This window comes from Paenibacillus sp. FSL H7-0331 (assembly GCF_001956045.1).
Genome location: NZ_MRTH01000079.1, coordinates 1 through 12458, shown reverse-complemented (window position 1 = coordinate 12458; position 12458 = coordinate 1). Strand labels below are relative to the sequence as shown.

The following is a 12458-nucleotide window of genomic DNA, read 5'->3' as shown; positions in this document are numbered from 1 at the left end:
GTTTCTAAATAACAAAGACAACATGCTCAAGCAGTTATTTGAGAATCAAGCAAAAGACGAATGAAAGAAATTTACGAGTGTGAGTTATGCTAACGGATAACAATAGCTTAACCAGACATGAACATAAGGACAATCCTCTATACTTCTTGGTACGAAATGCGCCAACCGCCAAAGGACGACATAGCCGTTTCGCCTTGTGGCTGCCGGATGATTCGATATGCATGGAAGGAGGACGTTTCAAGTAGATCGACCTAAGGAGGCGAAGATGAACAAAGCCGACCCGGCGATCAAGATTGTCGAACCGAACGAAACGCTGCCAGACTCGTCCTGGATTTGGCCCTCACCCGAATTTGGAAAAAATCCGGAAGATACTTTCGTTCGCAAGGATACCCTTCAGCTCTGCTTTATCGCACTCTTGCAAACCTTGCCGCCTCGTCAACGCACGGTTCTTATTCTGAAGGATGTCTTTGAATGGTCTTCGAAACAAATTGCGGAAACGAAAAATCCAGTTCTTTTAGGAAGGGGGGATAGTTTATACTTTTTTTCAAAAGTGTATATTGTAGCAGGGTAAAGGCACTACGAATCGCCGCACTGTATTTTGAAGGCTCAGTTTTCGTTTATTGTTGGTTTTCGACCAAAAGAAAACCGCCTACTGAAAAGGCGGTTAATCCAACTATCGATTCCGATAGTTCTACATATTATAATAAAATTAGGGGTTTGCTTATCGCTACCTACTCAAAAAGTGGTAGAAAAAATATGAAACCGGTCATTAAAGAGGGTGTTTGTATAGTTCAATTACATTGCCATCGGGATCGCATAAATGGGCAACCCTGGCATTCCAGGCTCGCCGATCGTGAGGCTCGTTAAGGAGTACCATCCCTTTATCTTTTAAACGGGAACAAACGTCATCGACTTGGTCAACAGAAAAAGTGAGTAAGAATTTTGATTGTGATGCTTCATCGGTTGGAAGATTGTTTTCACCAATCACTTCTGCCATATTTTCGCGGGAAAAAATTTCGATTTTGGTTTCGCCAGTATTAAACGATGCGAACTGCATCTCCTCAGAGGAAAATCCCAATGGAAACTCCATCACGTCTCTGTAAAACGCTACACTTTTATCAAAGTTTTTTACCAATAGTCTAACTTGCGACAGTTTCACCGTCCCACTACCTTTCTGTACAAAATGAGGGTAACCCAATATTACAAGGCTTTCCTATAACCAGTTTAACATAATCGCGGAAACCTGTATTGTAATAACACGACAACTTGCCTTTTTTGATGTACGGTTCTCCGAGGTTGTCTTAACTAATCTGCCAGTTAGTTTAGGAAGAAAAAGATGTTCTGCGAAGATTAGTGTTTGTCTCATTTACAGTAAACAGGCAAGAGACGACCAGCATATTTTTCTTATTCGACGTTGTGTTCTCATATTCCTTGCTGTCTAAGTAACGGAACCAAGCCAGATAATGTTGCAAATACTTGGTTGCTACGCCATTAAAGCGGTCAATCCAACGTTTCAAACGACTACGATAGCTGTTTACATTCTGAATGTGGTAGACACCTTTAACACGCTGTTTCCCATCCGACTTGAAGCGGTAATGGGCTAATCCTTTCGTATTCGCATAGGAACTGAATGCCCTCCATGAATCAGTACAAAGTACGTTTGACTCGGATAAATGACAGACGATAGCCTCATCCAATTTAGCTGTCCGAATACGTCCACGTCCAAGAACGCAAGAGAAAGTCATCTTCTGACGGTTGCGAGCAACCAATACACATATTTGGTCGTTACTGATGCCACGATATTTAGCTTTGCCACCACGTTTACGGGACTTGCGTTCAGAGATATTCCTATTGCCCTTTTCGGAGAACAAGAAATAGGTCTTATCCATTTCGACGATGCACTGAAACGTTTCGGTTGGAATTTGTTTCAGAGCGGCAAGGATCTTATGCCGCCAGTAAAATAGGGTTACATGAGTTACCTCATCATGCAACAGCTCGGCACATTTCTTCAGTAAAAAACCCTCAATCATACATTCGATGAATCGAACCCAAAGGTGAGGTCTTCTGGTGCGTTGAAGAGGGGTGTGGGTAAGGTCGTTGAAGGTTTGACGGCAGGATTTACAGCGGTAACGTTGCCGTTTTCAATACCCTAAGATGCTCCTGTACTGAAGAATGAGGGTGATGAGAATGTTTAAATTGATCAAGTGGCTGGAGTATATGGTTTGCTCGAAGGGGTTTTGTTTTGCCGCCTCCAACAGCCGCGTGACTCGCTCGTTAATCCACTCCTCTGAACGACCTCGTCTCGAAGAAAACTACTCTTTGATTTTGGCATTAAGCGTTTCTTTGTCCGTTTGCAAGATCGAATATGAAGTTGGAAACGACTTTAAAAATCGAAGTGAAACGCCAGAATACATAGCCCCGAAGACACCTTTGACGCAGGGAAAACCTGATCCAAAACAGCTTGGAACTGCAATTTAGTCTGAACACACATTTTTGAAAGAGACTCATATTGTCTTGTTAAATAGCGCAGATTAAGCAGTTGCACACCCCTTTTCTTAAAGGGTTCAAATTCTTCTTTGTAGTACAGTTCTCCCAAGAGATAAGCATCAGCAGCATCTGTTTTTACTTTACGAAGTCTGGACTTAAGCAAGAACTGAACCACCGGACTTTGGTAATGTCCGGTTGCTTCTAGAACAAGCAAAGGACGTTGTCCAGACGTATGCTCTACATCATGAACAGTTTGAAGTAGCTTCGACAGCCCTTCATGGGTATGTTCAAATTGAAACGTTCCTCTGTACGGTTTACCGCGCTCTAAAAAGGCTTGTCCATGGCTCTCTCCTTTAGAAATATCTAACCCGATAACAGGATTCATTCAGTCTCTCCTCGATATAGATTTACCGGTAGCCCCTAAGGGTACAACTTGTCGCTCCATAGCATCGCTTGTTATACGAGATCTGCGTCCCACGGGCAGTTACGTTCGACCCGGCTACCTTAATCCTGAAAGCAAATGCAAAAAGGATCAACCAGAAAAAACTGGTTGACCTTATAATACGAACGGGCAGTTTAACGCAAAACAGGAGGTTATTGTAACTTAGTAACCGTTCTGTAAGGGTAGTTGAAATAGTTTAGAATTGTGTTGAGGACAGACGTAATATAGTAAGAGGGAAACAAAATTTCCTAAAACAAAGGGAGGCAGGAGAACGTGTCGAACATGGACAAGAAGAACCAGGCTCTGGAGAAAGCGAAAATGGTGTATGAAACAGGCGAGATCATAAGAACCGATATCCTGGTGGGCCTGGATGCCGAGCGACGGTTGCTGGGCGTGCCGTCTGCCAGCGGTGACGTGGTCGTGGATCGCTCCACGGACGGATCGGAGTGCCGGATCGTGTTCGCCAGCCTACCGCCGGAGGAAACCGATAACCTGATCCGCCGGGAGCTGGATGCCGCCGTCTCCGGCGGCTATAGCCTGGAGTGGAAGTACTACGGTCACGATATGCCAATCGACCTGCCCGAGCGGCTCGTCGCCGCCGGGTTCGAGGCCGAGGATGAGGAGGAAGTGTTGGTCCTGCCATTGGACGAGGCATCGCTGGCTGCCCTCGGTGACGGCGGCGAACACGAGATCAGGATCGTCCGAGAAGAGCGCGACCTGGTGGACTACGCCGAGGTGTCCCGCGAGATTGGCAGGCACAACGTGGAGGAGGAGCGGCGCGCGCTGGCCCTTAAGTTGAAGGAGAATCCGGACGAGATGAGCATCCACATTGCCTACGTTGACGGCGAGCCCGTCGCCTGTGGGCGGGCCTACTTCCGGCCCGGAGGGCCCTACGCCGAACTAGCCGGGGGTCGCACCAAGACCACACACCGGAGACGGGGACTGTTCACCGCGCTGGTCGCCTCGCGGTTGCAGGAAGCCCGTGATCGCGGCCGGACGCACGCCTTCGTCGACGCGCTGCCGACCTCCGCGCCGATCCTGCGCAAGCAGGGCTTCCAGTTCGTGACTCGGACGCAGCCGTTCGTGTTGGAGCAACCGCGGTGAGCGCCGACACTGATTGGGCAGAAAAGAGCAAGATGAAGATAACAAATACATCTTTTTTAGATGGAGATAAGATGTGAATGGAGTACCTTTTGAGCTAACGGGCACTATAGTTCAATCACGACATGACGGCAGCCGGCAAACGGCTGCCTTTGTCTTTTGCAGTAACGGGCAGCATAGAATAATAAGAAGTGCCTAGGAACTAAAGGAGTATAAACACACATGATGTATATAAAAGTAATATTTGGAGGAATCGGATTTTATGGTAATAGGTCGTTTTCCTGAGCGTATTGTAGTTATTGGGGCAGGGATGGCGGGTTTGGTATGCACTTTGGAGCTTATGAAACAAGGATATAACGTGCGTTTATTAGAGGCAAATAGTCAACCGGGTGGTCGCATATACACGATGCGGGATCAATTTGCCGACGGATTGTTTTGCGAAATCGGGGCTGCCTTCATTGGAGCGCATCATTTTCTCACATTGAGTTATGCCCAGCAAGCCGGGGTTCAATTAATAAATTTACCAGTCCCCAATAGAAGTTTGTCATATATCGACGGGAGATTAATAATAGATTCTCCGGCAGAACCTGCACTATGGCCTGTTTCACTTACAGCCGAGGAAAGAATTTTAGGATATGCGGGAATGTTGGAAAAGTATCTCAAGCCGGGGCTTAAAGCGATGGGTAATCCTTTTTTGCCGGGCTGGCCCACAAAACAAGCGGCACAGCTCGATTTAATGACAATGGAAGAATATCTTAAAGGTCAAGGAGCATCTTTGGGTGCGATTAAGCTGTTTGAAATCGGATATATGCAGATGTTAGGTGATGGTATTCGCAAAGTATCTGCATTACAGCGACTGCTTGACCTAAAAATGGCCAGTTCCGAAGGAAGTGCAAAGACTATAGTAGGTGGAATGGATCAACTACCGAAAAAGCTTGCCCTTACAATTGGCTCTAATATCAGTTATGGATGTGCTGTGACGCATATTGAACATAGTAATAAAGGAGTAACTATCCAATTTAATAATTCCGGCGAAGTTTTCACTATCTGCTGTGATCGGGCCATTGTGGCCATTCCCTCTACAGTCTTGCGTACAATTCATTTTTCTCCGCCACTTAGCAAAGAAAAAAATGATGTCATTCAAAATCAACTTTCTACTTCCGTTACGCGTACCGTCATACAAAGCCGAACTAGATTCTGGAACAACTTAAGTTCCTTTACTACAGTAAATACGGATCTGAAAATTGGATGGTTGCTTGATGCTACATTCACTCAAACGACATCAAGGAGGGGGTTAATTAGTTCGTACTCATCCGGTGAATCGGCGCGAGAAATATCTAGAGCTGGTAATTTTAATTCAGCTGTATCAGAAATCAAACAGGTGCTTCCTGAATTGTCGTATAATTATGAAGGTGGGACGGTCTTTTCTTGGGATCATAATCCTTACTCCCGAGGTGCGTATGCTTGGTATAAGCCGAAACAGATGATTCGAATGCTCCCAACACTGTCTGCCGAACAAGGTAGAATTTACTTTGCTGGCGATAATACAAGTCTTTTTCCCGGTTGGATTGAAGGTGCGATCTCTTCTGCGTTACGAACTGTAAATCAAATTATTGCCGGAAACAGCATATAGTACGGTAATGTATGTACTAATAACTAGTACGAGACAATAACCTGAGCCATGAGGTTGCCGTGGGATATATTAGAGCTTCAAATTAGTAAAAGAACGTCCGCAGCCTCGCTACGGGTACTTTACCTCAATAAACAAACAGAACGAGGCTGCCGGCATGTGATATGCTCCCCTTTAAGTAGACAGGTTTAATAAATAAACCGGCTACTTAAAGGGGAGTATTTCTTTGTCAAAGAAGAATGAGTATAACGCTATAGAGAAATTAGCGATCATAGATGAACTGGCTGCAGGTAAAGGCACTCGGGAGGCGGTGGCTCATAAATACAACATCAGCGTTAACACCCTTGTGAAATGGCGGCACCGCTATGAGCTTTACGGAATGGACGGATTGGAGATTCGGATTCGTAATCGAAGTTACTCCGTAGAACTGAAGCTCCAGGCGGTGCAAGATTATCTTTCCGGTCAGTACTCACAATATGAAGTCATCGATACATACAAAATCGCAAGCCGAACTCAGCTCAAAAGTTGGATAAACAAGTATAATAGTCATAGCAGCTTTAAATCGGATAACGAGGGAGCAAAAGCTATGACCAAGGGTCGATCTACAACGTGGCAAGAACGAATCGATATCGTGCACCATTGCCTTGCACATGAGCGCGACTACGGAAAGACAGCAGCGCAGTTTAATGTATCCTACAACCAAGCATACCAGTGGGTGAAAAAGTACGAGGAAGGCGGAGAGAATGGATTGCAGGACGGTCGGGGCCGCAAGAAAGCGCCTGAGGAACTGACCGAAGCCGAGCGCCACAAGTTAGAGCTAAAGAAGCTGGAGTATGAAATTGAGCGGCTGAAGGCGGAGAATGCATTTTTAAAAAAGTTGAAGGAATTGAAAAGGAGGCGAAGTTAAGCCGTCACCGGCAAACCCATGTGTATATGGCCATAAAATGGGTACATGAAGAACAGAAATTTAGTGTGAAACTGCTGTGTGAGGTTGCTGAGATTGAGCGATCGAGTTACTACAAGTGGGTAAACCATAAGCCCAGTCCGCAGGAACAACTAAACGAGCAGTTGACGCAAGACATGCTGGCCCTTCATGAGAAAGTACGCGGCATCTACGGTTACCGACGGCACACCGTTCAGCTCAGGCGAGACATGAATACATCCATGAACCACAAACGGATCCAGCGGCTCATGAAGCTTGCAGGGATCCAGTCCGTCATCCCAGGAAGAAAAAGCAATACGCGCGCTCTACCCCTCAGCATGTGGCTGAGAACCTGCTAAAACGAGAGTTCCACGCCAAAGCGCCAAATGAGAAATGGTTGACCGATGTTACGGAATTCAAGTACGGACAAGACCAGAAGGCTTACCTCAGTGCCATTCTAGATATCCACGGAAATAACCTTATTTCCTATGTGCTGGGGCATTCGAACAACAACAAACTGGTATTTGAAACGCTGGACCAGGCGCTTGGGGCTGTACCGGGCGCGACTCCCATGCTTCACAGCGATCGGGGTTTTCAATACACCTCGTTAGCCTTTAAGAAGCGGCTGGACAAAGCAAACATAACTCAGAGTATGTCACGTGTTGGCCGGTGCATAGACAACGGACCCATGGAAGCCTTTTGGGGGACCCTGAAATGCGAAATGTATTACCTCCAGACATACAGCACGTTTGAAGAACTAAAGAGGGACATTGAGGCGTACATCCATTTTTATAACAATGAGCGGTTGCAGGCAAAATTAAACGACCTCAGTCCTGTGGAATTCAGGGCTAAGGCCGCCTAATTGCTTTTATTTATTTGTTCTCTGTCTACTTGACGGGGTGCAGTTCAATGTTGGACAGCCTCTTTATGTTTTTATAAAAGACCCTGTGGGGAATGTTATCTTTCTCAAGAACAGAAAAGCCTACGGCACACGCAAGATCAAAGTGAAGCTCAACGAGCGCGTGTTCATCGTCTCAAGACGCCGCATTGGCCGCATCATGAAAGAGAAAGGTCTCGTTTCCACTTACACGGTAGCACAATACAGCAAACTGCAGCAAATTTGGATATTTTAAAGTAATGGTGGTTTTAGCCTCTCGTATCGAGGACAATCACAATTTCTGAGCCCGGTGCACGCAATTAATTTCCCCGATAGCCCATAATGTTTTACTTATTGCTCCTTAGACGTATACTTAAGCTATTAACGTATTAGGAGGTCTATTTTCGATGAGCTATGAATCTTATTTTCAAAGCAAGAGAGAACTGCATTTAGATGAACTGAAGCAATTTCTAGCCATACCGAGCATATCTGCTTTGTCCACTCATAAGAATGACGTCAATGAAGCTGCCCAATGGGTTGCTGCCACTTTGAAGAAGGCGGGTCTTGAGAACGTAGAGGTACATCCAACAGCAGGACATCCTATCGTATATGCTGATTATATTCATGCGCCAGGCCAACCAACAGTCCTCGTCTATGGCCATTATGATGTGCAGCCCGTCGACCCGCTAAATCTTTGGGAGACTCCTCCATTCGAGCCGACTATCCGCAACGACAAGTTATATGCACGTGGTGCAACTGATGATAAAGGGCAACTCTTCCTGCATATGAAAGCAACCGAGGCGCTTCTTAGTCAAGAACACACACTCCCAGTGAATATGAAGTTTTGTATTGAAGGAGAAGAGGAAATCTCCAGTCCTAACCTGCCTGCCTTCATGGAAGCCAATGCGGACAAGCTGGTTACAGACGTTGTTCTTATATCTGATACTTCTCTCCTTGCCAAAGGAAAGCCTGCTATCTCCACGGGCCTGCGCGGATTATGCTCACTGGAAGTGGCGATAAATACAGCCAATACGGATCTGCATTCCGGTTCATTCGGCGGGGGTGTGCCTAATGCGCTTCACGCTCTGATTTCTCTGCTAGCTACTTTGCATGATGACCAAGGGCGAGTTGCAATAGAGGGCTTCTACGAAGGCGTTCCAGAGCTTTCCGCAGCAATGCGGGAGGAATTTAAGAAGCAAAGTCATAACGAAGAAGAATTGAGAACTAAACTCGGACTCGAAGCATTGTACGGGGAAGAAGGCTATTCTTTTGTGGAGCGAATTGGTGCGAGGCCGACTCTTGAGCTGAATGGCGTGTATGGCGGTTTTCAAGGCGAGGGTACCAAAACAGTCATTCCGAAGGAAGCACATGCCAAGATCACCTGCCGTCTTGTCGGTGACCAGGATCCATCCCAAGTGCTGGATCGCATTGTCACTCATTTGGAGTCACATATTCCAGTAGGAGCGAAGCTTGTTATGAAGCGCGGTGAAAAAGCTCGTGCCTTCAACATGGACCCGTCCATCCCAGTGCTGCAAAAGGCAGCTGACGCCTATGAGGAAGTGTATGGCACACGTGCTCTGTTCACTAAGGATGGCGGATCAATTCCGATTGTTGAGACGTTCTCTCGTGTATTAGAGGCTCCCGTCGTTATGATGGGTTTCGGCCTGCCTGATGAGAATCTACATGCACCTAATGAGCATTTTAATCTGGAGAATTTCGACAAGGGATTGTTAACGATTGTTTCTTTTTTGAAACGGCTTTAAACTGATACTAAATATAACCATTGAATAAACGTAAAAGCAGCTACCGCAGAGGAACTCTGAGGCAGTTGCTTTTTGCATGTGCGCCCGGCATGGGCGATAACTAGGCGGTGCAAGTCCGTTACAGGCAAGGGTGTCGGTCGCGAGGCCGAATCTGAAGGAAGCCGGGACAAACCCTCGGTCTGACGAACAGAAATCACATAGAAGGCATGGTGAGAGGAATGAGCTTGAATGTTCTTGTCATCCGACATCATTGTCGGAAGTCAACATCATTATTACATTGAAAGTCGCTTAAATTGCGGCTTTTTTTAATTCCAATAAATGGTACATTTTAATGTTGTGCATGCCATGAAAAGAGGTGTGTTATGAGTGAAGTTCAGAGATGTCCAATGAGGATTGAGGATTATGATAAGATAGCTCATTTTGGCCAAAAATCTTTGGCAATACTATTTCTTTAGAGTTTGATAGTAGAGAGGATTAGCGCATATTTAAAACGTAATCCAGAGTTCAGTACTGTCGCTAAGAATGCGGACCAGCTCAATACCCACCAGTCCGAGTCGCTCGTGAAGCTTATCGCCGAGCATTTGGGGATCGATCGCTGTACACTGGGCGTCAAAGGCTCTTGTGGCGTATTGCGATCGTTGGAAAGTCGCCGTGTGTTCTTAAGTGATCCTACTCATCGCATCCGGTTTCTCTACCACCCAAACACTGATTCTGGTTTATCAGATCGAGATGTGGTTCAGCTTTCATGAGACGCTTGCTTAGACAAGGTAACTTCACCACCACCCAGGATTTACGGCAGCAAATCTTGGCGTTCATAGACTATTTTAATAACACCATGGCCAAACCTTTCAAATGGACGTATGCCGGTAAGGTCTTGAAATACTAATTGATAAGCTCTTTACAGTTTTGTGCACTAGTCTGTTACTGCTTTTTTACGAATCAGTCTAAAAATGGAATTTGAAACTCGGTTTACAGGTGATCGAACCGTTTCAGCAGGGCTTAGCGTATACTCGCGTTAAAATGTTGGCAGGTTCCCTGTGTGATTTCTAAAAACTGATTGACATCCTCGGATGGATTTAAGGTGAATTACATGTTGATTTTATTAGGCTTTTTTGATTTTCTGGAGAATAGATACGAGTGAAAGTAGCTATTGTCAGGTGACAAGAACATTATCTCGTTAAAACTAACTATTGGTTGCACACAAGTATTCTTGAGAATGTAATAGCAGAATTGCATGATTGTTTAGCAGGATGCTTTCTTCTTCTAATCATGATTCTGACTGTATAATGAAGATGTGCTAAAAAAACTTCTAGCAGAAATAGAGGAGGATAAAGACATAGTGTATACGTATCGAGTGTTAACGGATGAGCAAAAGTGGCAGTTTGAAACGGAAGGTTATTTAATAGCCAAAGGCTTGTTTACAGATGAGCAACTAGCGGAGATTGACAGAACCTTTGATGACATAAGCCAACAGATGATCCCGGGGCATTTTGAGCCCGATTTGCACCAGGAAACGATCGATCCGTTAAAACGCTATCCGAGGGTCATGCACCCGCATCGGTTTAATGAAACAGCCAAACGGTATATGCTGCATCAACCGGTAATGGAAGTACTTGCTGATTTGTATGAGGAAGAACCGTTGGCGGCCCAAAGCATGTTCTATTTCAAGCCTCCGGGTGCACGGGGACAGGCGCTTCATCAGGATAACTTCTACTTAAAGGTCGAGCCGGGCAACTGCATCGCCGCTTGGACGGCAATCGATCCTGCGGGTGAGGAGAACGGCGGGCTGTTAGTTGTGCCTAAGACGAGTTCGTATGATATCGTATGTCCTGAATTGTCTGATTCCAAGGAATCGTTTACTACCCACTTTGTGAAGCCGCCTAAGGATCAGAAGCCAATTCCGGTTTTGATGGAGCGGGGAGATGTGCTCTTTTTCAATGGGAATCTGATTCACGGCTCATACCGCAATAAGACCAAAGATCGTTTCCGTCGCTCGTTCATTTGTCATTATGCCAGTAGCTCCGCTACGCGCATTGGCACGCATTATCGTCCTCTGTTCCGTGCCAACGGCATGCCGGTTGAGCTGGAGACTAATCCGAATGGAGGACCATGCGGCGTTGAGTATGATACACCATATGTCCACTAAGCGTGAGCCACGGCTCGAGGTACTAATGTCCTGGTGGGGGATGAACGGACTGGGAGATCAAAACGGCGCCGGTGACGATTGGAGCATGGAGGAGAAGGTGAGGCGCATCGACGAGGCAGGCTACGACGGCATTAACGGCATGCTGCCAGAAGGCAAGGAGGCCGAACGATGGCATCGATTGCTGGATCAATACAACCTTTCATACAGCGTAAATGCGTATCCTAAAACGGTGGAGGAACTGGACGTGTTTCTTTGCAAGGCAAAATCGTTCGGAAGAATCGATTTTGTTAACGTACAGGTGATGAGGCCCTTTCTGGTCGGAGAGCAAGCAGTGCAACTGCTTGCGGGCATGGCGGAGCTGTCGAGGTCTGCGGGAATCCCGGCATTTATCGAAACGCACCGCGGTACGATTACACAGGATCTGCTGCGAACGGTAGAGTATGCTCACCGCTTGCCTGGGCTTGAGCTTACAATTGACTTCTCACATAATGTCGTTGCCGGGGAAATGTATACGGTGTCCGATGAGGCAGAAGAACTGCTCCAGGCGCTGCTCCCTCTGACGAAGAGCATCCACGCTCGCATATCAAACGGAGAGCAGGTGCAGATCGACGTGCCCATGTTTGGAAGCGCGGATGAGGAGGGTGCAGCTGACCGCGAGTTCGAACACCCGATGTTGAAGCACTTTCAACGTTGGTGGCTCGTAGGGATACGTAACTGGCGTCAAGTGGCACAGAAAGGAGAGATGTTCCCGTTTGTCTGCGAGTTGGGGCCGCCCCCTTATGCGATCACTGTGAGCGGCCAGCACGACAAGCAGTGTGAGGTGAGCGACCGCTGGACGCAAGCGCTACTGTTTGCAAGGATCGCCCGATCCTTGTGGGAACGGGTTTAAACAAAGACGTTTAGGATTTACAAACTCTTGTTTTTGTCAATATCTTTTTGAGTCAGAGCGATCATAATAAAAGAGAGCCACATCGTTTTTATGAAAATATTTAAGGGTGAAGGAAAGAGGGTGTCCCAAACTAACATGGCCTGACGGCCACCACCATGAATGAAAATGTCTTGGCTTGTGAATCTGTATGTTCCATAATGG

Annotated in this window: 11 protein-coding genes and 3 pseudogenes; 10 read left to right on the top strand and 4 right to left on the bottom strand. The window is 46.4% G+C overall.

Annotated elements, in window-relative coordinates; all coding sequences use genetic code 11:
* Positions 1-265 precede the first annotated feature (265 nt).
* A complete protein-coding gene (locus BK127_RS40690; protein WP_256711689.1) occupies positions 266-571 on the top strand; it encodes a sigma factor-like helix-turn-helix DNA-binding protein in 306 nt (101 codons plus the stop codon).
* Between the two features lie 198 nt (positions 572-769).
* On the opposite strand, the gene BK127_RS40685 is transcribed toward BK127_RS40690, so the two are convergent.
* The 3 genes and pseudogenes from BK127_RS40685 to BK127_RS40675 form a co-directional block, all read right to left on the bottom strand.
* Positions 770-1159, bottom strand: coding sequence for a VOC family protein (locus BK127_RS40685; RefSeq protein ID WP_076238354.1), 390 nt, complete (start codon positions 1157-1159; stop codon positions 770-772).
* A gap of 163 nt (positions 1160-1322) precedes the next feature.
* A pseudogene (locus tag BK127_RS40680) lies at positions 1323-2141 on the bottom strand (IS1595 family transposase); the annotation flags it as partial.
* 9 nt (positions 2142-2150) lie between these two features.
* Positions 2151-2872, bottom strand: a pseudogene (locus tag BK127_RS40675) (IS110 family transposase); the annotation flags it as partial.
* A 339-nt stretch (positions 2873-3211) separates the two neighbouring features.
* On the opposite strand from BK127_RS40675, the gene BK127_RS40670 reads away from it, so the two are divergent.
* The 9 genes and pseudogenes from BK127_RS40670 to BK127_RS40630 all read left to right on the top strand — a co-directional run bounded on the left by BK127_RS40670 (position 3212) and on the right by BK127_RS40630 (position 12257).
* Entirely contained in the window at positions 3212-4033 is an 822-nt protein-coding gene (locus tag BK127_RS40670; protein WP_218639083.1) for a GNAT family N-acetyltransferase, read from the top strand.
* Positions 4034-4292: 259 nt separating this feature from the next.
* Positions 4293-5663 carry a flavin monoamine oxidase family protein gene (locus BK127_RS40665; protein WP_076238349.1) on the top strand — a complete coding sequence of 457 codons (1371 nt, stop codon included), beginning with the start codon at positions 4293-4295 and terminating at the stop codon, positions 5661-5663.
* Positions 5664-5886: 223 nt separating this feature from the next.
* Positions 5887-6567, top strand: coding sequence for a helix-turn-helix domain-containing protein (locus BK127_RS40660; RefSeq protein ID WP_076238348.1), 681 nt, complete (start codon positions 5887-5889; stop codon positions 6565-6567).
* 26 nt (positions 6568-6593) lie between these two features.
* On the top strand, positions 6594-6941 hold the full coding sequence (locus tag BK127_RS43395; RefSeq protein ID WP_144026714.1) for an IS3 family transposase: 348 nt from the start codon (positions 6594-6596) through the stop codon (positions 6939-6941).
* Positions 6923-7444 carry an IS3 family transposase gene (locus BK127_RS40655; protein WP_179097805.1) on the top strand — a complete coding sequence of 174 codons (522 nt, stop codon included), beginning with the start codon at positions 6923-6925 and terminating at the stop codon, positions 7442-7444. Before BK127_RS43395 ends, BK127_RS40655 begins: the two co-directional genes overlap by 19 nt.
* Before the next feature lie 97 nt (positions 7445-7541).
* Positions 7542-7685 (top strand): annotated as a pseudogene (locus BK127_RS44350) (IS3 family transposase); the annotation flags it as partial.
* Positions 7686-7866: 181 nt separating this feature from the next.
* Entirely contained in the window at positions 7867-9222 is a 1356-nt protein-coding gene (locus BK127_RS40645) for a dipeptidase (protein WP_076238347.1), read from the top strand.
* A gap of 1336 nt (positions 9223-10558) precedes the next feature.
* Positions 10559-11368, top strand: coding sequence for a phytanoyl-CoA dioxygenase family protein (locus tag BK127_RS40635; protein ID WP_076238351.1), 810 nt, complete (start codon positions 10559-10561; stop codon positions 11366-11368).
* The gene (locus tag BK127_RS40630; RefSeq protein ID WP_256711687.1) at positions 11358-12257 is read left to right on the top strand and encodes a sugar phosphate isomerase/epimerase family protein; all 900 of its coding nucleotides are present in this window, start codon (positions 11358-11360) and stop codon (positions 12255-12257) included. Before BK127_RS40635 ends, BK127_RS40630 begins: the two co-directional genes overlap by 11 nt.
* A gap of 17 nt (positions 12258-12274) precedes the next feature.
* On the opposite strand, the gene BK127_RS44620 is transcribed toward BK127_RS40630, so the two are convergent.
* Positions 12275-12458: hypothetical protein (locus tag BK127_RS44620; protein ID WP_218639082.1), on the bottom strand; the 184-nt coding region annotated here is incomplete at its 5' end.

Bases quoted from the DNA above. Each gene is read 5' to 3' on its own strand.
- BK127_RS40690 (WP_256711689.1), top strand. From the start codon at position 266: ATGAACAAAGCCGACCCGGCGATCAAGATTGTCGAACCGAACGAAACG.
- BK127_RS40670 (WP_218639083.1), top strand. From the start codon at position 3,212: ATGGACAAGAAGAACCAGGCTCTGGAGAAAGCGAAAATGGTGTATGAA.
- BK127_RS40665 (WP_076238349.1), top strand. From the start codon at position 4,293: ATGGTAATAGGTCGTTTTCCTGAGCGTATTGTAGTTATTGGGGCAGGG.
- BK127_RS43395 (WP_144026714.1), top strand. From the start codon at position 6,594: ATGGCCATAAAATGGGTACATGAAGAACAGAAATTTAGTGTGAAACTG.
- BK127_RS40645 (WP_076238347.1), top strand. From the start codon at position 7,867: ATGAGCTATGAATCTTATTTTCAAAGCAAGAGAGAACTGCATTTAGAT.
- BK127_RS40630 (WP_256711687.1), top strand. From the start codon at position 11,358: ATGTCCACTAAGCGTGAGCCACGGCTCGAGGTACTAATGTCCTGGTGG.